This window comes from Thalassobacillus sp. C254 (assembly GCF_001310615.1).
On sequence record NZ_BAXQ01000013.1, the window covers coordinates 69,693 to 92,317 of the forward strand.

The following is a 22,625-nucleotide window of genomic DNA, read 5'->3' on the forward strand; positions in this document are numbered from 1 at the left end:
GCAATATACGTTAAATCAAATCCGCCTGAATCGTAAGAGTGACCTCTCCAATGCCATCGACGTTAACGGTTGCTACTACACCGTTTGTAGGGCAGGGGATCTCTCTGCTTTCTCCAAGTACATCTATGTCAGCCGTGCCATTTATGACAGGAAATGCTGCATCTGTAAAAACAGTGATGGGCTGCGAAAGAGCAGCACCCTCAATTTCTGTGATCTCCACAGTGACTGCAGCTAAATTCGGTATCGCCAAACTAATGCCCCCTTTTAAAAAATTGCGGTTTCTTTAAATACTAATGCAATATTGCTATATAATTGCCTTCCTGCACTTCGCCGCTTTTGCGGGAGCGCAACACATACTGCGCTGACAATGCTCCTTTGCCAAAGTCCATCGTGGCTCCTAACGGCATTGGGTCTTCATCTGAGTGTTATGTGTCCGCGTCCAGTCGTTCATCCGTTGAGTATGAAAGGAAAATCATTAAGACGATAAGAACACTCAATACTTACTTTATAACAGAGTCTTCTTTATACCCATGATATGTATCTTGGTTTCATTTGATTGGTTATTTGACCCGGTAGGTTGGGCTTTGTTAGTTCTGGAAATCTCATGCGCCTTGGGATTGTAACTATACTCCTTTGTATTACGGTTTTTGAGTCGTTATAAATGCATCAATAATCAGAAAAATTAATGTTTTTGCCTGCTTAAGCAAGGGTAGACAAAGTTATATGACAAAAGTGGTAAAAATCCTACATAGGGGTTTAAAACATTTATTCCATAATGAAAGGGTGTTTAGATGGGAAAAGAAGTGAGAGTTCAAGTAAATGGTGTGGAAACACCAGCCAAGGAAGGGGATAGCACCCTTGACTTTCTCAACAAGAGTTCCATCGAGATTCCTCAGGTTTGCTATCATCCGAGCCTGGGGGCTATTAAAACCTGTGATACCTGTATCATTGAGGTGGATGGTGAACTTGTCCGCTCCTGTGATACCCCAATTCAAAACGGTATGAAAATTGACACGGTGAAGCAGGACGTCCAGGACGCTCAGGTGATTGCAATGGATCAAATTCTTCATAACCATGAATTGTACTGTACGGTCTGCGACTACAATAATGGGGGCTGTGAAGTCCATAATACTGTTAAAGATATGCAGATTAATCATCAAAGCATTCCTTTTGAACAAAAGCCAGTGGAGAAAGACGAATCGCATCCATATTACCGCTATGATCCAGATCAATGCATCCTTTGCGGGCGGTGTGTAGAAGCCTGCCAGGATCTTCAGGTCACGGAAACGTTATCTATTAACTGGAGTTTGGAAAAACCTCGCGTGATTTGGGACAATGATGTGCCTATTAATGAATCTTCCTGCGTGAGTTGCGGCCACTGTTCCACTGTCTGCCCCTGTAACGCCATGATGGAGAAAGGAATGGAGGGTAATGCAGGCTATATGACAGGCATAAACAAGGACACATTGCGTCCGATGATTGAGATTACTAAAAATGTTGAAACCGGTTACGGATCTATTCTGGCAATCTCTGAAATGGAAGCGGCCATGAGAGATGCAAAAATTAATAAGACAAAGACCGTATGTACTTACTGCGGCGTGGGCTGCAGCTTTGATGTGTGGACTACTGAGGACAGGAAAATATTAAAAGTAGAACCTCAGCAGGAAGCACCTGCAAACAGTATTTCTACCTGTGTTAAGGGAAAGTTCGGCTGGGACTACGTAAATAGTGAGGAAAGGATTACGAAACCATTAATTCGTGAAAATGACTCTTTCCGCGAAGCAGAATGGAGTGAAGCCCTTTCTCTGATATCTGGAAAATTTACTGAGCTCATTGAGAAAGAAGGAAAAGATTCCTTAAGCTTTATCAGTTCCTCGAAAACTACAAACGAGGAATCGTACCTGATGCAAAAGCTTGCCCGAGGCGTGATTGGTACTAATAATGTAGACAACTGTTCTCGTTACTGCCAGACACCTGCAACGGAAGGGTTATTCCGTACAGTCGGTTATGGTGGTGATTCAGGCGGGATTAAGGATATTGAACAGGCTGAACTGGTGTTAATCATAGGTCGAATACCTCTGAGTCTCACCCGGTGCTTGCTACGAGAGTCAAGAAGTCACAAAAACTTCACGGACAGAAAGTCATCGTCGCTGACCTTCGAAAGCATGAAATGGCAGAACGGTCTGACTTGTTTATTCAGCCTAAAGGCGGATCAGATTTAGTATGGCTGTCAGCGGTTACAAAATATATCATTGAACAAGGCTGGGCCGATGACGATTTTCTGGAAAAGAGAGTAAATGGGCTTGATGACTATATAAAAAGCCTTGAGCCTTATACCATGGAATACGCTGAAGAAGTGACAGGTATTGATCAGAAAACCCTTGAGAGAGTGGCAAAAATGATTGCCGAGGCAAACACAGTATGTTCTTTGTGGGCCATGGGAGTTACTCAGCATTCAGGAGGAAGTGATACGAGTACGGCGATTTCCAATCTGATGCTCATTACGGGTAATTATGGGAAACCTGGGGCAGGAACTTATCCCCTCCGCGGCCATAACAATGTACAAGGCGCAAGTGACTTCGGAAGTATGCCTAATCGCTTCCCTGGCTACGAGCTGGTAACAGACGAAAAGGTGCGAGAAAAATATGAAAAAGCGTGGGGAGTTGAGCTGTCCGGGGAGATCGGTTTAAACAACCATGAAATGGTCGCAGCTATACATGAAGGTTCAGTAAAAGGAATGTACTAAAGGGAGAAGATATGGGTATTGTTGATTCTAACCTCAACTATGTGCATGCCGCCTTTGAAAAGCTGGACTTCTTTGTTGTCCAGGATGTGTTTTTGTCAAAAACGGCTCAATTTGCTGATGTGGTGCTTCCTGCAAGCCCAAGCCTTGAAAAAGAGGGGACATTTACGAATACGGAAAGAAGGATTCAACGTCTTTACCAGGCATTAGAACCTCTTGGCGACTCAAAACCCGACTGGCAGATAATCACGGAGGTAGCCAATTCTCTTGGCGCAGGGTGGAGCTATTCACATCCTAAAGAGATTATGGAAGAAGCCGCCAGCCTGGCTCCGCTGTTTTCTGGAGTAACCTATGAACGTCTTGAGGGCTATGAAAGTCTGCAGTGGCCGGTAGCAGCTGATGGCGCAGATACGCCGTTACTTTTTGAGAAAGAGTTTCCGTTCCCAGACGGCAAAGCCAGATTGTACCCGGTGTCCTGGACCATGCCGATTCAGTATGAAGAAGAATATGATCTTCATGTGAATAATGGTCGTCTCCTTGAACATTTCCATGAAGGCAATATGACGTACAAAGCAGAGGGGATTACAAGCAAAACACCACAGGCGTGGGTAGAGGTCTCACCTGAGCTTGCTGAAGAGAGAGGATTAGAAAGCGGAACATTAGTGAGACTGTCATCTCCTTATGGATCAGTCAAGCTTCAATGTCTTGTTACAGACCGGGTAAAAGGAAAAGAGCTTTACATTCCAATGAATGACTCCGGGGAAGGGGCCATTAACTATTTAACGAGCAGTAAAGCAGATAAAGACACGGATACCCCTGCTTACAAAGAAGTGTCAGCCAAAATGGAGATTCTGGAAGCGAAGGGGAAAACTCCTCTTCCAAGCACTAATCATCGAAACGGCAACCCGCAGCCGCAAATTGGCGTGAAAGTAGAGGAAAAGTGGAAGAGAAAAGATTATGTATTCCCAGGAGATGTTGTCAGAAAGGGGCGTAAGGTGAAAAATGGCTAAACCAATTAAAGCAATTAAGCCTATGGAGCTGTCACCCGAGGAAAAAAAGCAGCAGGATCTGGAAGAGATTCAGGATGCTCTTGTGGAAAACAAGGATTCTATCCTTGAAACAATCAAGCTTTTCAATAACCTTCATACCTCAGGAACGACCTCTATGATAAACGGGCTCTTTTCAGAAGGAGATAAAGTATTAGAGATCATTGTTAAAGAAGCAAGCAAGCCTGAAAACACCAATACTCTAAAAAACCTGCTTCTTATGATTGGCACCCTTGGCACGATTAATGTAAAGGAATTGGAGCCTATCCTTCTTAAGGTAAATACAGGGATCGAACGGGTGGCTCACCACTCTGATTCTGAAGCTAAAACAAGTACGATGAATCTTATAAAAGCAATGCGGGATCCTGAGATCAACAGGGCGGTAACCTTAATGCTCACCTTCTTGCGAGGAATGGGAGAAGAGACGGAACCAATGGAAAGAAACCGATAAAATAGGGGCCTGTGCATTCTATTGCACAGGTACATGCCTAAGCAAAACCACATTAGAGGAGATGACGTCGTTTTGGAAACGAATAAAAATCGTTGGCTGATTGCAGCAGCTGCTGTTGGAATTCATATCTCGATTGGTTCTGTTTATTCCTGGAGCGTATTTACTACTCCTCTGAATGAAGAGTTTAATTGGAATTTGACAGCGATTTCTCTTACTTTTAGCATCGCAATCCTATTCCTCGGTTTATCTGCTGCGTTTATGGGTCACTTCGTGGAAAAGCATGGCCCCCGCCGCTCAGGACTCGTTTCTACTATTTTTTTCGGAGTAGGAATGATAGGTTCAGGAGCTGCCATCCAGATTGAATCTATTTATCTTCTTTATCTATTTTATGGAGTGCTTGGGGGCATAGGTCTTGGCGTAGGCTACATTACTCCGGTTTCTACCCTGGTAAAATGGTTTCCAGACAGACGAGGACTTGCTACTGGATTAGCGATCATGGGTTTTGGTTTTGCCTCGTTAATTGCCAGTCCAGTCATTCAGGCACTGATTGAAGGAGCGGGAATTGCAAGCACCTTTTACATTTTAGGTACAATCTATTTTGTCATTATGCTTGGATCAGCTCTTTATCTTCAAAAGCCTCCCGAAGCTGGATGCCAAAAGGAATGCGTGAAAAAGAGGAGCAAGGGAAAAGTTCTCCAAAGGAGGACCTCTCGTATTTAACGGCCAATGAAGCGATCAAAACAAGAAGGTTCTATTTTTTATGGCTGATGCTTTTTATTAATGTCACCTGCGGCATTGCCATATTGTCCGTTGCCTCGCCAATGGCACAGGAAATTGCTGGACTCACAGCTGGAGCAGCAGCTGCCATGGTAGGAATTATGGGGTTCTTTAATGGAGCCGGCCGCTTAGCGTGGGCATCAATTTCGGATTATATTGGCCGGCCTAACGTGTATACAGCATTTTTTGCTATTCAGGTAGTATCATTTATTTTATTGCCCAACATTACGCAGGCTTTACTCTTCCAAATCATTGTTTTCCTGATTATGACTTGTTACGGAGGGGGCTTCGCTTCAATCCCGGCATATATTGGTGATATTTTTGGTACAAAGCAGCTCGGAGCGATTCACGGCTATATTCTTACAGCCTGGGCTGCAGCGGGGTTAGCAGGTCCCGTTCTCGTTTCCTGGCTCCGAGAAACAACCGACAGTTATGCGTTAACGATGTATATTTTCGGTGGAATGTTTGTCGTGGCACTCTTTGTCTCCCTATGGATACGCAGTGATATAAAGAGACTTAAAGAAGAGAAGCAGAGTGCAGCATAAAGGGAAATAGACCGAAAATCGGGATTCCAATCCAACGTTTAATAGAGGTAGCCCCTGGGAATCTTTTCTACAAAGCATAGGAAAGGTGGTTAATAGATATGTCAAAACCAGGACTAACAACTTTAAAACCAGGAGCAGTTTATTCTGCAAAAGAGCTGGACAGCTTTGTATCCACTACTGATGTGCTTTTGTTATCTACCAATGAAAACCATATTTTCTCTCACCCGGAGCGTGAGTACAAAGTAACTCATGAGTTTGAAGGTTTCTTTGAACATTACCAAAAAGATGGAGAAAAGCATTATCGTGAAAAAAAAGCATACGTTGTTGAAAAAGTATAAGGGAAACGGGAAGCACCCCGCTCTAAGAGCTGGGTGCTTTTTCTTGCGTGGGGGTGAACTTTCTTTTTCTTGAAAAAATAGATAAAAGAACGGATGAAAAAATAAAAAAGATTCCAGCCATTTGCCACACTGACAAATAATCGCTAAATATAGTGACCCCTACCAAAATGGCCACTATAGGCTCGACAGTTGATAAAATGGCTGCATGAGAAGCTTCTATATATTTCAAGCCTGCCGTGTAAAGGATATAAGCAAGGATGGTGGAGACTAACACACTTCCAACGGCATATACCCATACCACTGGTTCAGTAAATGGTTCAAGATTCTGCTCAATTCCACTCACAGGTAATAAAAAGAGACTGCCGCACAGCATGGAATAAGAGGTAATGGTAATCGAATTGTATTTTCTGCTCACAAACTTTCCAATAACACTATACAATGCACAAAAGAAGCCCGAGGCAAGACCAAACAGGAGCACCTGAGGAGTAATAGCCATTGATCCTCCTGGCAGTAATCCAGCAACTAAGGCACAGCCGAGCAAAGTAGAGAATATAGCCAAAATTTTGTTTGGCGTGAGAGCTTCTTTAAAGAATATTCTGGATAATAATGCTACAAAGACAGGACTCGTATACAGGAGAATGACAGCAACCGATAAGGAGGATTGTTCCATTACTGTGAAGTAGAACCAATTAAAGAAGGCAATACTCACAACACCGAGACCAATAAAATGAATAATGTCACGAACGTGTATTTTCAGAAAATACGGCTTAAGAGCGCCTATAAACATGAACATAATCACTGCAGAAAGAGTCATACGTATAGTTACTACTTGCACTGGGGTAAATCCATATGTGTATAACTGCTGAACAAACAGGCCTGTTACTCCCCAAAACGAAGCGCCTGCAAGAGTCATTCCATAAGCTGTAAGAGGACGCACGTCAATCACCTTCTTTTCTCCAATCTCTATGTCTATTATGGGTCAAGAAAGCACATTATTGTCTGAGCTCATTTTCTCACTATTATGGAAAAAATACCATAAAAATATTTATAAAGGGGGTGCCTGGCACCTTGACACTTTGTAATATACCTTTCCCTTTGGCTAGGGATCTCTTGGGATTTTTGTTACCTCACAGCAGCGGTGCCAGGCACCTATAGACATAAAAACAGGATGTTGAGAAGAGATTCTCAACATCCTGGATGAATATTTTTAAGGGATTTGAGGATAGCGCAGACGGAGCAGACGGTAAATATTCTGTACAATGACTTTACTCACCGCATAAACCGGGATGGCTAAAATAAGCCGACAAGTCCAGCAACATTTCCTGCCAGCAGAAGTAGCAGAATAATGGTTAATGGATGAATAGATAGCGCTCTGCCCATTACATTTGGGGATATCAGGTTGCTTTCAATCTGCTGAATAATAACAATCGCTATAATAACCCAGAGAGCGGTAATAGGTTCATCAAATAAAGCAACAATAACCGCAGGAATCGTTCCAATAAAAGGTCCCACAAAAGGAATGAGATTTGTAAACATAGCGACCAGAGCTAATATCAAAGAATATTCAAGGCCGATAATTAAGTAGGCAATGTATGACAAGATCCCTACACATACACTGACAATAGCCTGTCCCTGAATATAAGAGCTCAGCGTATGATCCATATCTTTCAGGATTTTTTTCCCTTCTTTGGATTCTTCCTCAGGAAGAAAACGGAGAATATTATTTGGGAGCTTATGGCCATCTTTTAATAGGAAGAAAAGAACAAAGGGGAGCACGACAAGGACAGTAATAATACTAAACAAAGTGCCTACAAATCCTAAAATGTTGCTTCCAATGTTCCCTAAATAATTGGTGAAGTTATCAGCGATGTTGGAAGGGTCCAAATCCTGTAAAGCTTCCTCGTTTTGAATCTGTTGTACATATTCATGCTCCATCAAATCATTTGCCCATTGCTGGACATTTTGGGCATAAGCAGGAACATTGTTTACCAGATTATTAATCTGGTTCTGCAAAATGGGTCCGACCCAAATAATTAACGCTGTGAATACCCCAGCAAAGGCTGCAAAAATAATAACAATAGACAGCGCTTTTGGTATCCACTTACTTAATAGCCTTACCAGCGGGCGTAATATATAATACAGTACGGTCCCGATGATAAGGACAGGGGCGAGGGCCCCAATCGCCTGGCCTATCGGCCGGAAAATAAAACCTACTTGTGTGCCTAAAAAGATGATAAGTAAGATAAGCACAGCGCTGTAGAGAAAATAAAACCACTTTGTCTTCGGCATAGTCGGTCTCCTAATATAATATTTTTTATTTTTTCCTTTTCCTTTCATTAAACTTTTTAAACTTGCATACAAGGAAAAGGCCCTTATAACTGGTGGACAATGTGCCGTGCCACACACTCTTTCCTTTTCATAGAGTATATAAAGTCTATGAGAAAGGATGAGAATATGTTTGGATATAAAATGATACAAATGGTACGTGCTCATGCCTATAAGCTGGACGCTCCTCTTCGTGAACATCTAATTCACACTTATAAACCGTTTAAGCGCACACCTTGTTTCCTTCATAGTACCTTAGAAAAAGTTTTAAATAAAACAAAACGAGTAGAAGTCATCATAGAATTCAAACAAGATTGTTATGATCAAGGATTTGAGGAGCTTTGTTCTCTTGTAAGCAGCAAAAGAAGATGCAAAAACAGACATCAATTTCCTAAAATATCCTGCTGCAGTGCAACTCTCACACCGGAAGCTATCGGCATGCTTGCTGACCAATGTTCACATGTGAAAAAAGTATATTTAAATAGAGAAGTGAAAGCTTTTCTTGACACGGCGGTTCCAGCTGCATATGCCGGCAGCGTTGCAAGAGACGATACAGGCTTGACAGGAAAAGGAGTGACGATTGCTATTATAGATACCGGTGTAGAGGAACATCAGGATTTGGAAGGGAGAATTATAGATTTTGCAGACTTTATTGATAACCGGCATACACCGTATGACGATAATGGTCACGGCACTCATGTAGCAGGCTGTGCAGCTGGCGATGGAAGGGCTTCAAACGGCCGGTACAAGGCTCCAGCTCCGGAATCTCGAATTATCGGTGTAAAGGTATTAAACAAAGGCGGGGCAGGATCGCTGGAAACGGTAACAAGAGGAATTCAGTGGTGTATAGATTATAATGAAAACAATAAGGATCAACCGATTCATATCATGAATCTATCTTTGGGAAGTGCTTCACCAAGGTATGATGATGAGAGTGAGGATCCTATGGTCAAGATGGTTCAAGCTGCTTGGAAGGAAGGCATTGTGGTTGTTGCCGCGGCAGGTAATGAAGGACCTAATTCCCAAACAATAGGAACTCCCGGGCTTAGTTCTGATATTATAACAGTAGGAGCACTTGATAATCGAAATACCGTAGATCATTCTGATGATGTGATTGCAAGCTTTTCAAGCAGAGGTCCGACTATATATGGAGAAACCAAACCGGACATCGTCGCCCCTGGGGTAAATATAACTTCTCTACGTGCCCCTAGTTCATTTATTGACAAATACCAAAAATTAAATAGAGTAGGGTCCCATTACTTTACAATGTCGGGAACGTCCATGGCTGCACCCATTTGTGCAGGGGTTATTGCCTTAATGCTAGAAAACGACCCTTCCTTAACGCCTTCTCAGGTTAAAAAGCAGTTGATGGAAGGTGCAAAGTTATGGACAGATAGAGATCCAAACATTTATGGTGCTGGGTATATAAATGCAAAGAATTCTATTGAGCGGACTTAAATCTTTTTGTGTAAAATATAAAGCCTGTTGTGTGAAAGGTATGACACAGCAGGCTTTCATGATGTTTTTTGCAGAGGTTGGAAAAATGTAATACTTAATAGACTACATTTTTTAGAGTCCATATAAATCTTTTATTTGCAACATTTGATGATAAATTCCTTTTTCCAAGGAATATGAGGGGCTAAATTGTAAATCATTCCTTGCTTTAGTGATATCCGCCCATGTATGCTCAGCATCTCCAGGCTGTTTTGGCAAATAGTTTATTTTTGCTTTTTTACAGGTGATTGTTTCAATTATTTTGATTAAATCGTGTACACTAATTTTCGTTCCGCCGCCTATATTATAAGCTTCACCTGAAATACCGTTATCCATAGCCTGAATATTGGCCTCCACAGCATCCCTAATGTAGGTGAAATCTCTTGTTTGCTCTCCTTGGCCGTAAATGGTGATTGGCTGACCTGCAAGGATATTCTTAATAAACTGGTGAATGGCCATGTCAGGGCGCTGTCTCGGACCGTAGACAGTAAAATATCGTAAGGAGATAACCGGTACACCGTAGTTTTGCTGATACAATTGGCACAGGTGTTCTGCTGAAAGCTTTGTTACTCCGTAAGGAGAGTAAGGAGCTGGTAATTTTTCTTCAGAGGTTGGTCCGTTCATTGTTCCATATACAGATGAAGATGAAGCATAAACCAATTTATTCATATTGCTGTTTTTAACTGCTTCCAACAATTTTTGTGTCGCGCGTATATTGTGCTCTACATAAGCATGGAAGTCTTCCCCCCAGCTTTTTCGCACTCCTGGCAATGCAGCCTGATGAAATACATACGGGTGGGTTTCAATGAGATCTTTGACGTCAATGCTGAGGAGATTACCTTGAATCCAATTAAACCTTTTATGATGAGAGGAAGGCTTCATGTTTTTTTGTTTAATGCGAATATCGTAGTTATCTGTGAAACAGTCAATCCCTGTAACTTCGTAGCCTTGTTTTAATAAAGAATCTACTAACGTAGAACCGATAAATCCGGCACATCCTGTGACAAGAACTTTTGTCATGACCCTCCCTCTTTCTTCTTCACGTTGTTGAGAGTACTTGGCAGTATTAAAGATGACTGGTCAGCAAAAATGCCACTTACCATGTTATTTGACTTACTGCATCCCTTAAAGATGGTGCTTTCACCAAATATACTGTCAGAAATCACAAATGGAATATTTTTAAAATGGCAATCGTTGAGGATGATGCTGTTTTTGATGCTGCATTTTTCTATATTAGTGTGCGAGCCGATAGATACATATGGACCTATGATAGAATCTTTAATTTTACAATTATCTCCTAACTTCACTGGCGGTATGATAATAGACCTGATGACGTTTTCATTAAATTCTTGATCATTATCATTTCCCCGGGTTTGAAGCATCCATTTATTAGCTTCAAGCCATCTTTCCATTGTACCTACATCAGAGGTAGGTTTATCAGTTTTCACATAATTAACTTGATAGTTTTGATTGATTAGCCATTGAATAGCGTCAGTAATTTCGTATTCCCCTCTTTCAGATGGCGAAATTGAATTGATAGCTTTAAAAATTAAAGGAGTAAAGATATACGCTCCAATCACTGCTAGGTTAGATTTTGGGTTGGCGGGTTTTTCTTCAATGTTGACAATCTTTCCGTCTCTAATTTCGGCAATCCCATAGTCACTAGGTTGTTTTACCTCTGTAACCAGTACTGTGCTTTGAACGTTTTTGTTAATAAAGTTTTTCTTTAAAGTCTCCAGGGATTCATAAATCAGGTTGTCTCCTAACAGCAAACAAAAAGAGTCTTCCCCAATAAAATCCTCAGCCTGTCTAATTGCATGCCCAACTCCTTTTGGGTGTTCTTGATAAATATAAGTGATAGTAATATTTTTTCGAACTTGCAGGGTAAGATATTTATTAAAGTTTTCCTGTTCGTGGGGACTGATAACGATGCCGATATCTTTTATGCCAATCTTATAGAGATGCTCTATTCCATACATGATGACTGATTGGTTAGCTACTGGTAATAGGGGTTTTGGTTTACTGTATGACAGGGGCCTTAATCTCGTCCCTTTACCGGCTGCTAGAATTAATCCTTTCATCCGTCCAAAACTCCTTTCTTCTTTTTTCTGGTAAGAAAATTTATGAATATCCAATCCCTTCATAATGAAACTGAAGGTTTTTCATTTTGTCTGCATCCAGCATATTTCTTCCATCAAAAATGTAAGCTTGATTCATGACAGAATGAATTTTCTTCCAGTCTAACTTTGTGTAATGAGGCCAATCTGTGCAAAGTAAAAGTGCATCTGCGTTTTTAACGGCCTCGTAGGGATTTATACATTGAGTGACTCCCTGATTCAGCCATGGGGAAGGGAGTTTTACAATCGGGTCATGAACATATATCTGAGCTTTTTCTTTGATTAATTTGTCCAAGAGGAGAAGAGACACAGATTCCCTGATATCGTCAGTGTGGGGCTTGAAAGATAGCCCTAGTACCGCTATTTTTTTTCCTTGTAAAGAGACAAGTTTCTTTTTTACTTTTTCGAGAAAGTATTGTCCTTGTTTTTGATTAACCTCCTCAACCATTTGAAGGATTTCCAGCGGGGCTCCATTCCCAAAGGCAGTGGTTATTAATTCTTTTACATCCTTTGGAAAACAAGAGCCGCCGTATCCGAGACCAGCCTGCAAAAAATGCGGTCCAATTCGTGTATCGAGTCCCATTCCTTTTGCTACATGGTTTACGTTGATTTGGAGAGTATCGCATAATTTAGCTATTTCATTAATAAAAGAAATTTTGGCAGCCAAAAATGAATTAGATGCGTACTTTATCATTTCAGCTTCTTGAGAGCTGGTCTGTAGGATCGGACAGGACCATGACTCGTAAAGTTTAGTTAAATCTGCTACTGCTTTCCGATCAGTACTGCCAATGACTATTCTGTCAGGATAAAGAGCATCCTCTAAAGCGTTTCCTTCTCGCAGGAATTCTGGATTCATAACAATAGAAATTTTAGAAGGGTGGTTTCCTTCTTCGATGATCCACTCTTTAACTTTTTGAGTGGTACCAATCGGTACAGTACTTTTGACAACGACAGTTTTTTCTTTATTCATATACTGTCCAATCATCTTGGCGGCAGTTTTAACGTAGGATACGTCTGCTTCCCCATTTTCAAAGGAGGGTGTACCCACGGTGATAAAGATAATGTCATTATTTTCAATGCCTGACTTAGGGTCCGTAGTAAAAGAAAGCTGTTTGTTTGATAGGTTCTTTACCAGCATTTCTTCTATATTTGGCTCATAAAAGTATAGTTGCCACTATTCAAGGAGTCTATTTTCCGTTGATCAATGTCAAATCCAGTTACTTTGTGACCGGCTTGGCACAATGCTATTGCGGTAGTTGTGCCTACATATCCCATTCCTATAAATAATACATCCACGAAAGTCCCACCTCTTTTTTCAGGGATTGCTATTATTTTATTGGTGAAGCCGCTAGGAGAAACGGCGGATACCGCTTGGTTAAAAAAATTACTAAAGTGCTTCCCTGATCATAGGCAAGTAGCTTTCTTTTCCAACCTCCTAGTCGGGTGATACTCCTATTTTTCTTAAATCTCGTAGAAGTCTAAGCTTTCTCTTTCTGGCTGAATAGCATGGAAAAGAAGACTAAAATATGACTTCTTGCAGGAAAGGAGACGACAGGATTGGGAAAAGTAATTCATTTAAATCTAAGAGTTGATCCAACTCAATATATCCCTCAAATTAGGAATGTGCCGCGCTATGACTATATTCATTTAGTCAGGCAGCCCAAATATATGGTTGATCTATCTTTATTAAATGATAAAGTTCACTACCTTAATGAAATATTATCCCCCCAGACATTTGTGAAGGAGCAGGGGGTTTCTCTTCTGCATGCCCACCATGGCCAGCTCGGCTTGTTATTAATTCCATTTAAAAAGGAAACAAATCTTCCGTTGGTGACAAGCATTCGAGGGGTTGATGCAACATTAGCGGAGAATAGGGTCGGTTATTATGAAAACATGAAAATGCTTTTTGAAGAGGGGGAACAGTTTTTTCCGGTCTGTAACTATCTGGCAGAAAGAATCAGGCATGGGGATGCCCATCTGAAAAAATAAGAGTCCTCTATGGGGGTGTAGACCTAAGCCAATACACTTATCGCCCGCCAAACAATAGTGATTCTTTAAATATAATCTCAGCTGGAAGGCTTGTAGAAAAAAAGGGTCACCACATTGTCATGCAGGCTTTTGACAAAATTAGAAAAGACTATCCTCACGCTTCCTTAACAGTCATAGGAAGCGGTAGAGAGGAGGAATATATTAAGTCTTTAGCCTCCCAGCTTAATCTTGGGGACTCGTTTAAACTTATTCAGCATGTATCCAAAGACAAAGTAAGAGAATATATGAGTAACGCTGATTTATTTTGCGCAGCCAGCTTAGAATCCTCTGACGGAAACGTGGAAGGCATTCCTAATACGATCAAGGAAGCCATGGCGATTGGATTACCTGTAATATCTACTACTCACGCGGGCATTCCTGAGATCATTACTCATGAACAGGACGGAATACTAGTACCGGAAAATAATGTCGAAGAGCTGGAGCAAGCTCTTCGGGATATGATCGAAAATAGAGAAAATTGGGAGACGTATACTTCTGCAGCCAGAAAAGTAGTGGAGGAAAGGTTTGACCAGGAAGCACAGCTTCTCGAGCAGGCAAAGTATTACGATGAGTTGTTGAAAGGGAAATAAGTAAAAGACTTGATGACTGTTTTTCATAATCATGACGTGGACAGAGAGAAGAAATATAATCTTTGGAAGGAGAATGGTTCTTAAAGGAGGAGGATAAGATGGAAGACTTCACTTCTATTACGGTGAGTAAAGGAGAAAAAATGCTGGAAATTCACAACCCTACCAGCTTTCCATTAATCGGAATGGGTTCCCAGGGGGCAGTGTTTAAGCTGTCAGAGGAAAAATGCGTTAAGATTTACGAGGACCCCGTACAGGCAGAAATGGAAAGTGAAGCGTTAAAAGCAGGCCAGCATTTGCCGTTTATGCCTAAACTTTATGAGACGGGGCAAAATTATGTTGTCATGGAGTATTTTAATGCCCTAATCTAAAAGAGTATTTGAAGAACTGTATGTTTATGCCGGAAAATATAGCAAGAAAATTATTGGATATACTTGATGGGTTAAAAAGCGCCGGGTTTACTATGATAGATGCACCACTTCGCCATATTTTTGTTATGGAAAACGAAGAGTTGAAAGTAGTGGACCATGTGAACGGCTTTAAAAGAAATCATCCTGTGCCGCTGAAGCTTTTACGAGATTTAAAAATTATTCTGTTGAGAGAGTCCTTCTTAATGCATGTACAAAAACTCGACCCAGTGACATATACCGAATGGGATGATTTTTTCAACAAAAACCAGATGGATTTCAGAGATATAGTTGTTGGGTCAAAAGGACCAGACGGCGGGGTGAAAGTGGACAGCGCTATTTCACTTCCCCTTATCGGAAAAGGTCACCAAGGAGCTGTTTATCGAATTGCGGAAGATAAATGCGTGAAAATTTACGGGAAATTAAATCACGCAAAAGAAGAACAGAATGTATTATTATCAAGCCAAAACCTTCCTTTTATTCCTAAAGTGTTTGAGACTCAGCCAAATTATACAGTCATGGAATACTTGTTAGGACCTGATTTAAACAGCTTTCTAAAAAAACAACGATTCCTTTCTATAGAGATTTCAAAAAAACTCCTTGATATGCTGGTAACGATGAAAAATAATGGGTTTACACAAATCGATGCGCCTCTTCGCCATATAATCATCACAAAAGACGGGTTCAAGCTCATTGACCACGTTTATTCCTTTCAACGAGAACAAAGTAAGCCTCTGGAGCTGTTTGAAAACCTTAGTGAAAGGAAGTTTCTACGTGACTTTATCGAGCATGTAAAAGAGCTGGATCCAAAATTGTACTCGGAATGGGAGGGACCAGAGCTTGAATTTTCCTGGCGCAGGAAAAAGAGGAGCAGCCTGAAACCTTAACACAAGATCAAAGCAGCATTCTTTCCAATAGGAAAACAGCTGGTAAGGTTTCGGAAGGATCTTCTCATGAACGATTTGAAAATAAATCAACACGTAACACAATGTCCGATGAAAAAGACAACTCAAAGAAGAAGGCTAAGAATAAAACTAAACAATCCTTGAACAAAACTGAAGAAAAGAAGTTGGATGATGCGGCAAACACAACATCTGAATCCGCAGAAACAGATAAAAAGAGAAGAAGAAGAAACAATGTCAGACAATTGCTGAAGGCAGCTATGGTAATGAATGATATTATGAATAACAACAATAACAATAATAGCAAGTAAAGCATACCAAGGGAGAAATAACCCCTGCCGGAACGTGGCGGGGGGTTTTTATTGTTTAGTTAGAGGGGCCAAATGCTTTTTTAGGGAGTGCTATATGAATACCTTTATTTTCATTTACAACTTGAGTGACTGAAAAATCTGCTGCCACACTTAAAAAGGAATAGGCATCTTCTTCTGTCATTCCATGAAAATCATGGAGGAAACGTATCGCTTCTAATGATCCGATGCGTGCAGCCTCATCTAAATCCTCATGGAATGCATGAATAATCCATGAATCAGAGGTTTCAAGAAGTGGAAGGGAAAAGGAGAAATCCTTGCGGACCGTTACGCGAAGTAAACAATTCAAGGATCCTTCTACGGCAGTCCCGCTCAGCTCGCAGTCTCCTTGTGTTAAGTGGGCATCACCTAAGGAAAGAAGAGCTCCTTCATTAAATACTGGGTAATACATGGTGGTGCCTGCACCTATTCTCCAATTATCTATATTTCCTCCATGAAGATATGGTGGAATGGTGTTGACCGGCCCTTCTTCCGCAGGTGCCACTCCCATCGTCCCTATATGAAGACGAGCAGGAATCTGCACGTTGCTAAGTGCGGGAACTCTATTGACTTCGTCAGGGAGGAGTATTCGGCCGTTTATATCATAGGTGCTGGATAGTCGTAGGCAAATTTTGCTGTTAACCATTGTCCTTTAGGGTCAATTTCATAGATGGTCACTCTTTCTTTTTTATCAAACTCATCATATAAAAATCCCCAGGGAGCTGTTACATTCGAGCCGTAGGGTATTCTTGGAGCCAGATCCAGAATCTCAACTTCAAGCATATCTCCAGGCTCAGCATCTTTTACATAAATCGGACCTGTTAAAAGATGCGGACCAGGAGAACGTTTTTCTTCAGGAATTGAATGGTATATTTCTTCTGTACCTTCATCCATCATTAAATCAGGAGCATCACCAGCATGGTGTGTTACGGTTTCCACATAGACAAGGTCGCCGGAATCGACTGTCAGTGCAGGAGAAAGAGACTTATCGAAATAGCCCCAATGGACTGTAGTGGATGAGGCTTTAAGAGTATGGTAATTTGCGTCGGTAAGTGACGATAAAAGTGAAGCACGATTGTGAGGAAATCTCATAAATGCCCTCCTGTTCAAAAAGGTAAAATAGGTAGAACCAAATTATAGGTCTCTTGCTTTTTTACCCTCTGTTCTTAGCGGGATAAACCAGGGAAATAGAAAATACTCAGGACAATGGGAGGGGGTTTAATCTGTTATTTCTCAGGATATAGGGTATGAAGAAGCAAGTAAATGAAAGGAGGCTGAGACCTATGCTTGGGATATGAATGATTACCCTTCATCCTGGAAAAATTTTGAGAAATCAGTGCGCAAAAAGGCAATTGAAATAGGGAATGCCATGCTTGATGAAGGATACAGTGAAGGAAGAGCCATCCCAATTGCAACAGAAAAGGCAAAGGAATGGCATGAAAATGCATCATCAGAGGAAGTCGAGGACTTCCTGGAAGAGGGTAATACTCAGAAACGGTCTGAAGAAGGAAAAAAATACGAGGATCGCCCTGAGTTAATGGAAAGAGCAGAATTGGTCACGCCTCATGACAATGGCTGGGCTGTTCAGGCAAAAGGAGCAAAAAAACCAAGCGAAGTTTTCAGCGATAAAACAGAGGCCGTTAAGCGGGCAAAAGAAATAGCAGAAAATAAAGGAACAGAAGCTGTCATAAAAAAAGAAGATGGCTCTATCGAAGACAGGTTCTCCTATGGCAGAAATGAATAGCATTGCCTTCCTGGAGTATATTCAGGAAGGTTTTTTTAGTAGAAAAACAGCCTTTAATTTACAAAAAAGTTTACCAACCTTTAAAAATTTTTAGAAAATTGCTAATGTATGTTTTAAAATTTTCAAGCGAGGGAATGTCTTCCAGGTAATAGATTATATCCTTGAAAGGGGGCAAAAGCGAAGGGATCATTACAACAATTTTCTTAAACGGATGGGAGAGATTGTTTTGGCTAAAAAGTTTCTAGTAACTGGTACCTCACTCACTTTGGCAGCAGTACTCACTTTCGCCCCTTCAGCAGCAGGAGCGTCGTCCGCGTCGGATGTACTTAAGCAATCAGGAGAAGCAATGAAGGACATAAACAGTTTTTCGACCACAATTGATATTCATCAAACGATGAATGACCCTCTAGGGGAACAGACAGAAATTTCTTCTTATATTGAACAGGATATTATGATAGAACCATTTGCTTTATGGCAGAAAGAAACAACCTTGATAGAAGAACTTGGAGAAGAAATAACGCTGGAGTCCTACTGGACCGAAGAGGGAATGTATCAGGAAGAGCCTGATGGAAGCTGGGTCAGACTCCCGGCTGATGATTTTGGAGATTTACAAGATCTCCACCAAAGTCCTGACCAGCAACTGGCAGAGGTTGAAGCCTTAGGGGAAGAAATGGTTCTCCACGAAGAGAATGATCATTATCTTCTCACATACGAAGGAGACGGAGAAGAACTGTGGGACATTGCTCAGCAAACAATGAACGGGAACGGTCAAATGGGCAGTGAAGAAGAGATGGAACTGCTTGATGAAATGATGGATGAGATGATGGAAGAAGTCTCCTTTAATGACTTTAGCTTTGACTTAAAAATCGACAAAGACACGTATTATCTTACAGAAATGTCTATGGATGTGGATATGGATATGGCACTGGGGCTTGAAGAAGGAACAGAAGATGTGATAAACATCCAGATGTCCATGGTGATGAGTCTTCATAACTTTAATGGAGTCGATGCTGTGGTCGTCCCTGATGAGGTAAAAGAAAGTGCTGTAGAATTTGACGAACTACTTGATGAGCAGCTTGAAGAGCACGGTGAAGAAGAAGGAGGAGCTCTTCCTGATACGGCCACTACCAATCCTTTTTTCCTGTTTACGGGTATTGCTTTAAGTGCAGTGGCAGGATTGATCTTGTTGGCACGCCGCACCCGGGAAGTAAAGGTGTAGGTAGAATAATAAAAGAGGCTGGAACAAAACACGGCTAAATAGAAGGGCCTTCACCGTCGGTGAGGGCCTTACTTATATTATCATTCTGGTGGTTGATTGTTAAAAATACACTCGCTTGTGTCTAAACACAAAATGGATGCCTTTTAATAATGAATCAACTTGTTCATCCGATGGAGCCTCTAACCTTCAAGAAAATAACGTTGCATTTGCCGTCAACGATCTCGTATAAGCCATACCGGATCTTTACATTGTTTTAAGAAGAGATGAAAAAGGAATACTGATTCAAGATATGAAAGGAGGAAGCTGCTCATGAAAGCGTTAGCTGTACAAGAAGGCGGTAATATTGACAACTTACAAATTGTGGATTTAGACAAGCCGGTTCCAGGTCCAAAGCAAATAAGAATTAAAGTTCACTTTTCTGGTTTAAACCCGGTTGATTATAAACTTATTGAAAACCCACTGCCTGAATGGGAGTTTCCCCATATCTCTGGACTGGATATAGCAGGGGAAATTGATGAAGTTGGTTCTGAGGTAAGTGGATGGCGTCCTGGAGATAAAGTCTTTTACCATGCAGTATGGTTCACCAGGGCGGGTTTGCTGAATATACAATTGCAGACCCTGGGGTGCTGGCACCTTTGCCTGACGGATGGTCCTGGCAAGAAGCAGCAGCTCTTCCTACAGCCGCTTTAACCGCATATCAGTCTTTGTTCCGAAAAGTACCGATCCAAAAGGGGCAGACCATTCTGATTCAAGCTGGAGCCGGCGGTGTGGGAGGATTCGCAATACAGTTTGCCAAGATGGCCGGGCTTAACATTATCACACTTGCTCCCCAAGAAATGTTGATCATGTTAGGAAGCTTGGAGCAGATAAAGTAATTGATTATAACCGGGAAAATGTAATAAAAGAAGTGCACAAATATACTAACGGCAGGGGAGCCGATATCATTATGGATATGGTAGGTGAAAAGACAGCTACGGATGCCCTTGATATGCTTGCTTTTAACGGGCATTTGGTTTCCATTGTGGACTTTCCCGATCTCACTCAGTACCAGCCAAAATCAATAGCTCCTTCCATTCACGAAGTAGCCCTGGGCTTTGTCTACAGGACAGACGATGAGTACCAAAAAGCTGACCTTGGAAAGATGGCAAGGGAAATAGGAAAGCTAGCTGAAGAAAACAAAATTGATCCTTTACTTGAAGAAGAAATACTGCTTGAAGACGTACCTGAAACTTTACACAAAATAAAAAAAGGGCATGTAAGGGGAAAGATTGTTGCCAGAATCTCTTAAGAAAAACACTAGAAGAGATAACAAGAAGTAAGTGGGGCTATTTAAAATGCTCTTTGAAAAAGGCTGCCAGCAAATGGCAGCCTTATTTTATTCAAGATTCTTGCATTCTTCATAAACTCGCTCGTAGTCCTCAGTTTTGTCCGCAACAAATTGTTCATTCTTATAAACAAGCTCTCTATTTTTGTTAATTAAAAAGCAGGAGCGTTTCGCAATTTCGTCTTTTTCATCGTATACGTTGTATTTCCTGGCAGTTTCTTTATGCCAGTCGGATAACAAAGGGTATGGCAAGGTTCCAAGGTAGTTTCAAAAACATTTTGGGCAAATATATGATCTACGCTAATTCCAAGAACTACAGTATCATTGTCTTCAAACAAATCATATTCCTCTTTCCAAGAGGTTAGTTCTTTTATTCAGCCAGGCGTAAAAGCTAATGGGAAAAAGACTAATAATATATTCTTCTTGCCTTCAAAGTCAGACAGAGCAATATCCTCCCGGTCTGTAGAAGGCAAGGAAAAATCCGGCGCTTTATCTCCGATAGAAAGACCATTATTTCAACTCCTTTCAATAATCTTCTATTTTTGTTCCCATTTACGTGGGATACTAACCGTCTTCTGAGTGATTTACTCCTATTTAAAGAGTGAAAATGAAAAAAAGCACCCGTTTTCCGGTGCTTTCTATGCTTAGATCGAAGGAGTGAATCCTTCTTGATCAAGATATTCAACAGCTTCTCCGTATGTCGTGAATGTACCGTCAAGCTGCACTCCGGCATATACATTCCAAAGCTCTCCTTCAGTTACGAGCATGAGAACCTGTCCTTCATCATTGATCCATTTTTCAGCTATTTCTTCTTCTTCCTGTTCATCAGGTTCAGTAAGAGAGGCAATAGATTTCCTGATCACTGAAGAAAGTTCTTCGGAGGAAAATTCCCGGATATTGACCATGCCTTTTGAATCTGCTGGGTACTCAGCAAGCTCTCCAGCGTAAACGAACCCGTTCCCATTTGGGTGCAAATGATATACGACGTTTTTTTTGTCTGTCATGCTCTCTTCAAACTGATAATTTACTCGTCCCAAAGAAACATCGTGTCTTGTTAACTCGGGGAAATTTTTTTCAATTAATTGTATTTTCTCTTCGAATGTTAACATATGGACTCCTTTTTTGTTCTTAACATTGTGTTTTTAATTGTAAGCCAGAGCCTGGCAGCACTTTTTACGTTTGATCATTTAGAAAAAAGATTTTTCCTGGAGGAAGAATGGCCTGGTATTGTTTCTCTTCTATAGTATTAACCATTTGTTCTGAGATAACAACCTCGAGCATGATGCTTCCTATTTCAATAACTGCCTGTGTCTGGTAGATCCCTGGGACGGTATGTTTTATAGAGAAGTCAAATTGATTTATTGCTATTGGCGAACTTCTTGGTGTAAACAATATATCTTCCCCCCGAATGCCAATATGAGAAAAAGACGAGGCGGGTGGTTTCTCACTTGTCTTCAGTGAAACCCCTCCAACGGTTACTCCCTGGGAATTTTGATCATAACTTTGGACAGGAAAAATATTTTTGCAGCCAATAATGCGTGCGGCAGAAGTCGTTTTTGGCTTACGGAGCACGTCATCCTTTTCCCCTGCCTGGATCACTTTTCCCTGGTGGTAAATAAGGACTTTATCTGATAGTCGGTAAGCCTCCTCTATATTATGGGTGACAAGCAAGACAGTTCCAGAAAAATTTTCTTTTATCATGTGAAGAAGTTCTTGCTCAAGGGAATGCTTTACGTGGTGATCGAGGGCAGAAAAAGGTTCGTCCAATAACAGAATATCAGGTTCCGTTATCAGCGTTCTCCCTAGTGCTACTCTCTGTTTTTGCCCTCCGGATAATTGAGAGGGGTAATGATTTTCATAGCCTGCAAGCTCAAGCTTCTTAATCATGTTCATAGCTTTTACTCTACGCGTTTTTTTATCTTCCCTCTTTAATCCGTACTGAATGTTTTGTTCTATCGTTAGATGGGGAAATAAAGCATAATCTTGAAAGACGTAGCCAATGTTTCTTTTATTTGGTTTCACATTGATGTTGTTTTTTGATTGAAAAACAGTTCGCTTATTTAAAATAATCTCTCCGCTGTCAGGTTTTTGCAGGCCCGCGATACATTGCAGTGTGAGGCTTTTGCCGCAGCCTGAAGGGCCAATAATTGCTGTGATCTGATCACCAGTTTCAAAGGCAGCTTCTAATGTAAAGTTTTTGAGCTCTTTTGTGATCGATACTTTTAACATAT

25 protein-coding genes and 3 pseudogenes are annotated in these 22,625 nt (G+C 41.1%); 15 read left to right on the plus strand and 13 right to left on the minus strand.

Annotated features, from left to right (window positions below):
* Positions 1-10 precede the first annotated feature (10 nt).
* The gene (locus JCM19033_RS13180; RefSeq protein ID WP_054636643.1) at positions 11-250 is read right to left on the minus strand and encodes a hypothetical protein; all 240 of its coding nucleotides are present in this window, start codon (positions 248-250) and stop codon (positions 11-13) included.
* A 541-nt stretch (positions 251-791) separates the two neighbouring features.
* On the opposite strand from JCM19033_RS13180, the pseudogene fdhF reads away from it, so the two are divergent.
* From fdhF to JCM19033_RS13200, 4 genes and pseudogenes are all read left to right on the plus strand, one after another.
* A pseudogene (gene fdhF / locus JCM19033_RS13185) lies at positions 792-3,753 on the plus strand (formate dehydrogenase subunit alpha).
* On the plus strand, positions 3,746-4,240 hold the full coding sequence (locus tag JCM19033_RS13190; RefSeq protein ID WP_054636644.1) for a DUF1641 domain-containing protein: 495 nt from the start codon (positions 3,746-3,748) through the stop codon (positions 4,238-4,240). Before fdhF ends, JCM19033_RS13190 begins: the two are co-directional and overlap by 8 nt.
* A gap of 72 nt (positions 4,241-4,312) precedes the next feature.
* Positions 4,313-5,562: pseudogene (locus JCM19033_RS13195) on the plus strand (OFA family MFS transporter).
* Positions 5,563-5,660: 98 nt separating this feature from the next.
* The gene (locus JCM19033_RS13200) at positions 5,661-5,900 is read left to right on the plus strand and encodes a hypothetical protein (protein WP_054636645.1); all 240 of its coding nucleotides are present in this window, start codon (positions 5,661-5,663) and stop codon (positions 5,898-5,900) included.
* Between the two features lie 22 nt (positions 5,901-5,922).
* Here the strand turns inward: JCM19033_RS13200 and JCM19033_RS13205 are convergent, their stop codons facing one another.
* Entirely contained in the window at positions 5,923-6,846 is a 924-nt protein-coding gene (locus JCM19033_RS13205) for a DMT family transporter (RefSeq protein WP_269758193.1), read from the minus strand.
* Between the two features lie 344 nt (positions 6,847-7,190).
* Positions 7,191-8,189 carry an AI-2E family transporter gene (locus tag JCM19033_RS13210; protein ID WP_306301344.1) on the minus strand — a complete coding sequence of 333 codons (999 nt, stop codon included), beginning with the start codon at positions 8,187-8,189 and terminating at the stop codon, positions 7,191-7,193.
* Positions 8,190-8,354: 165 nt separating this feature from the next.
* Between JCM19033_RS13210 and JCM19033_RS13215 the strand changes: the two genes are divergently transcribed.
* Complete coding sequence (locus tag JCM19033_RS13215; RefSeq protein WP_054636646.1) at positions 8,355-9,683, plus strand: S8 family peptidase; 1,329 nt, start codon at positions 8,355-8,357, stop codon at positions 9,681-9,683.
* Positions 9,684-9,794: 111 nt separating this feature from the next.
* Here the strand turns inward: JCM19033_RS13215 and JCM19033_RS13220 are convergent, their stop codons facing one another.
* From JCM19033_RS13220 to JCM19033_RS13230, 3 genes and pseudogenes are all read right to left on the minus strand, one after another.
* Positions 9,795-10,739, minus strand: coding sequence for an NAD-dependent epimerase/dehydratase family protein (locus JCM19033_RS13220; protein ID WP_054636647.1), 945 nt, complete (start codon positions 10,737-10,739; stop codon positions 9,795-9,797).
* Complete coding sequence (locus JCM19033_RS13225) at positions 10,736-11,863, minus strand: glucose-1-phosphate thymidylyltransferase (protein WP_269758194.1); 1,128 nt, start codon at positions 11,861-11,863, stop codon at positions 10,736-10,738. Before JCM19033_RS13225 ends, JCM19033_RS13220 begins: the two co-directional genes overlap by 4 nt.
* Positions 11,841-13,111, minus strand: a pseudogene (locus tag JCM19033_RS13230) (UDP-glucose/GDP-mannose dehydrogenase family protein). The gene JCM19033_RS13225 and the pseudogene JCM19033_RS13230 overlap by 23 nt, the downstream one beginning before the upstream one ends.
* 282 nt (positions 13,112-13,393) lie before the next feature.
* On the opposite strand from JCM19033_RS13230, the gene JCM19033_RS25890 reads away from it, so the two are divergent.
* The 5 genes from JCM19033_RS25890 to JCM19033_RS13245 all read left to right on the plus strand — a co-directional run bounded on the left by JCM19033_RS25890 (position 13,394) and on the right by JCM19033_RS13245 (position 16,071).
* On the plus strand, positions 13,394-13,825 hold the full coding sequence (locus tag JCM19033_RS25890) for a hypothetical protein (RefSeq protein ID WP_269758195.1): 432 nt from the start codon (positions 13,394-13,396) through the stop codon (positions 13,823-13,825).
* A 74-nt stretch (positions 13,826-13,899) separates the two neighbouring features.
* Positions 13,900-14,454, plus strand: a complete 555-nt coding sequence (locus JCM19033_RS25895) for a glycosyltransferase (RefSeq protein ID WP_374701245.1) — start codon at positions 13,900-13,902, stop codon at positions 14,452-14,454.
* A 98-nt stretch (positions 14,455-14,552) separates the two neighbouring features.
* A complete protein-coding gene (locus JCM19033_RS25900; protein WP_269758196.1) occupies positions 14,553-14,822 on the plus strand; it encodes a hypothetical protein in 270 nt (89 codons plus the stop codon).
* Positions 14,823-14,848: 26 nt separating this feature from the next.
* Positions 14,849-15,745 (plus strand): hypothetical protein, encoded by an 897-nt coding sequence (locus JCM19033_RS13240; protein ID WP_269758197.1) that lies wholly within the window; start codon positions 14,849-14,851, stop codon positions 15,743-15,745.
* A 101-nt stretch (positions 15,746-15,846) separates the two neighbouring features.
* Complete coding sequence (locus tag JCM19033_RS13245) at positions 15,847-16,071, plus strand: hypothetical protein (protein WP_054636649.1); 225 nt, start codon at positions 15,847-15,849, stop codon at positions 16,069-16,071.
* Positions 16,072-16,126: 55 nt separating this feature from the next.
* Here JCM19033_RS13245 and JCM19033_RS24300 read toward each other — a convergent pair whose 3' ends face one another.
* Together JCM19033_RS24300 and JCM19033_RS24305 are read right to left on the minus strand one after the other, a co-directional pair.
* Positions 16,127-16,651, minus strand: coding sequence for an acetamidase/formamidase family protein (locus JCM19033_RS24300; protein WP_198153507.1), 525 nt, complete (start codon positions 16,649-16,651; stop codon positions 16,127-16,129).
* 53 nt (positions 16,652-16,704) lie between these two features.
* On the minus strand, positions 16,705-17,199 hold the full coding sequence (locus tag JCM19033_RS24305) for an acetamidase/formamidase family protein (protein ID WP_198153508.1): 495 nt from the start codon (positions 17,197-17,199) through the stop codon (positions 16,705-16,707).
* 202 nt (positions 17,200-17,401) lie between these two features.
* Between JCM19033_RS24305 and JCM19033_RS13255 the strand changes: the two genes are divergently transcribed.
* From JCM19033_RS13255 to JCM19033_RS22350, 5 genes are all read left to right on the plus strand, one after another.
* Positions 17,402-17,851, plus strand: a complete 450-nt coding sequence (locus JCM19033_RS13255; RefSeq protein WP_054636650.1) for a DUF2188 domain-containing protein — start codon at positions 17,402-17,404, stop codon at positions 17,849-17,851.
* Between the two features lie 226 nt (positions 17,852-18,077).
* Positions 18,078-19,070: a DUF6612 family protein gene (locus JCM19033_RS13260; RefSeq protein ID WP_054636651.1), complete on the plus strand. Its 993-nt coding sequence runs from the start codon at positions 18,078-18,080 to the stop codon at positions 19,068-19,070.
* A gap of 309 nt (positions 19,071-19,379) precedes the next feature.
* The gene (locus JCM19033_RS22345) at positions 19,380-19,760 is read left to right on the plus strand and encodes an alcohol dehydrogenase catalytic domain-containing protein (RefSeq protein WP_083465443.1); all 381 of its coding nucleotides are present in this window, start codon (positions 19,380-19,382) and stop codon (positions 19,758-19,760) included.
* Positions 19,706-19,945 carry a hypothetical protein gene (locus JCM19033_RS23540; RefSeq protein WP_157049874.1) on the plus strand — a complete coding sequence of 80 codons (240 nt, stop codon included), beginning with the start codon at positions 19,706-19,708 and terminating at the stop codon, positions 19,943-19,945. Before JCM19033_RS22345 ends, JCM19033_RS23540 begins: the two co-directional genes overlap by 55 nt.
* Positions 19,945-20,358 (plus strand): zinc-binding dehydrogenase, encoded by a 414-nt coding sequence (locus JCM19033_RS22350; RefSeq protein WP_269758208.1) that lies wholly within the window; start codon positions 19,945-19,947, stop codon positions 20,356-20,358. The genes JCM19033_RS23540 and JCM19033_RS22350 overlap by 1 nt, the downstream gene beginning before the upstream one ends.
* 87 nt (positions 20,359-20,445) lie before the next feature.
* Here JCM19033_RS22350 and JCM19033_RS28265 read toward each other — a convergent pair whose 3' ends face one another.
* The 5 genes from JCM19033_RS28265 to JCM19033_RS22365 all read right to left on the minus strand — a co-directional run bounded on the left by JCM19033_RS28265 (position 20,446) and on the right by JCM19033_RS22365 (position 22,623).
* Positions 20,446-20,634, minus strand: a complete 189-nt coding sequence (locus tag JCM19033_RS28265; RefSeq protein WP_374701246.1) for a hypothetical protein — start codon at positions 20,632-20,634, stop codon at positions 20,446-20,448.
* Positions 20,547-20,732, minus strand: a complete 186-nt coding sequence (locus JCM19033_RS25905; RefSeq protein ID WP_054636652.1) for a hypothetical protein — start codon at positions 20,730-20,732, stop codon at positions 20,547-20,549. Before JCM19033_RS25905 ends, JCM19033_RS28265 begins: the two co-directional genes overlap by 88 nt.
* A 36-nt stretch (positions 20,733-20,768) precedes the next feature.
* Positions 20,769-20,894, minus strand: a complete 126-nt coding sequence (locus tag JCM19033_RS28270; protein WP_083465446.1) for a redoxin domain-containing protein — start codon at positions 20,892-20,894, stop codon at positions 20,769-20,771.
* 144 nt (positions 20,895-21,038) lie between these two features.
* Positions 21,039-21,503: a hypothetical protein gene (locus JCM19033_RS13275; RefSeq protein ID WP_054636653.1), complete on the minus strand. Its 465-nt coding sequence runs from the start codon at positions 21,501-21,503 to the stop codon at positions 21,039-21,041.
* Between the two features lie 64 nt (positions 21,504-21,567).
* Entirely contained in the window at positions 21,568-22,623 is a 1,056-nt protein-coding gene (locus tag JCM19033_RS22365) for a sulfate/molybdate ABC transporter ATP-binding protein (protein ID WP_083465447.1), read from the minus strand.
* Positions 22,624-22,625 lie beyond the last annotated feature (2 nt).

Excerpts from the sequence above, each read along its gene's own strand:
- JCM19033_RS13200 (WP_054636645.1), top strand. The coding sequence starts at position 5,661 with ATGTCAAAACCAGGACTAACAACTTTAAAACCAGGAGCAGTTTATTCT.
- JCM19033_RS13220 (WP_054636647.1), bottom strand. The coding sequence starts at position 10,739 with ATGACAAAAGTTCTTGTCACAGGATGTGCCGGATTTATCGGTTCTACG.
- JCM19033_RS13275 (WP_054636653.1), bottom strand. The coding sequence starts at position 21,503 with ATGTTAACATTCGAAGAGAAAATACAATTAATTGAAAAAAATTTCCCC.
- JCM19033_RS13215 (WP_054636646.1), top strand. The coding sequence starts at position 8,355 with ATGTTTGGATATAAAATGATACAAATGGTACGTGCTCATGCCTATAAG.
- JCM19033_RS13190 (WP_054636644.1), top strand. The coding sequence starts at position 3,746 with ATGGCTAAACCAATTAAAGCAATTAAGCCTATGGAGCTGTCACCCGAG.
- JCM19033_RS13240 (WP_269758197.1), top strand. The coding sequence starts at position 14,849 with ATGCCGGAAAATATAGCAAGAAAATTATTGGATATACTTGATGGGTTA.
- JCM19033_RS22365 (WP_083465447.1), bottom strand. The coding sequence starts at position 22,623 with ATGTTAAAAGTATCGATCACAAAAGAGCTCAAAAACTTTACATTAGAA.
- JCM19033_RS13210 (WP_306301344.1), bottom strand. The coding sequence starts at position 8,189 with ATGCCGAAGACAAAGTGGTTTTATTTTCTCTACAGCGCTGTGCTTATC.
- JCM19033_RS13245 (WP_054636649.1), top strand. The coding sequence starts at position 15,847 with ATGTCCGATGAAAAAGACAACTCAAAGAAGAAGGCTAAGAATAAAACT.
- JCM19033_RS24305 (WP_198153508.1), bottom strand. The coding sequence starts at position 17,199 with ATGAGATTTCCTCACAATCGTGCTTCACTTTTATCGTCACTTACCGAC.
- JCM19033_RS25900 (WP_269758196.1), top strand. The coding sequence starts at position 14,553 with ATGGAAGACTTCACTTCTATTACGGTGAGTAAAGGAGAAAAAATGCTG.
- JCM19033_RS22345 (WP_083465443.1), top strand. The coding sequence starts at position 19,380 with ATGAAAGCGTTAGCTGTACAAGAAGGCGGTAATATTGACAACTTACAA.
- JCM19033_RS13255 (WP_054636650.1), top strand. The coding sequence starts at position 17,402 with ATGAATGATTACCCTTCATCCTGGAAAAATTTTGAGAAATCAGTGCGC.
- JCM19033_RS13225 (WP_269758194.1), bottom strand. The coding sequence starts at position 11,863 with ATGAAGGGATTGGATATTCATAAATTTTCTTACCAGAAAAAAGAAGAA.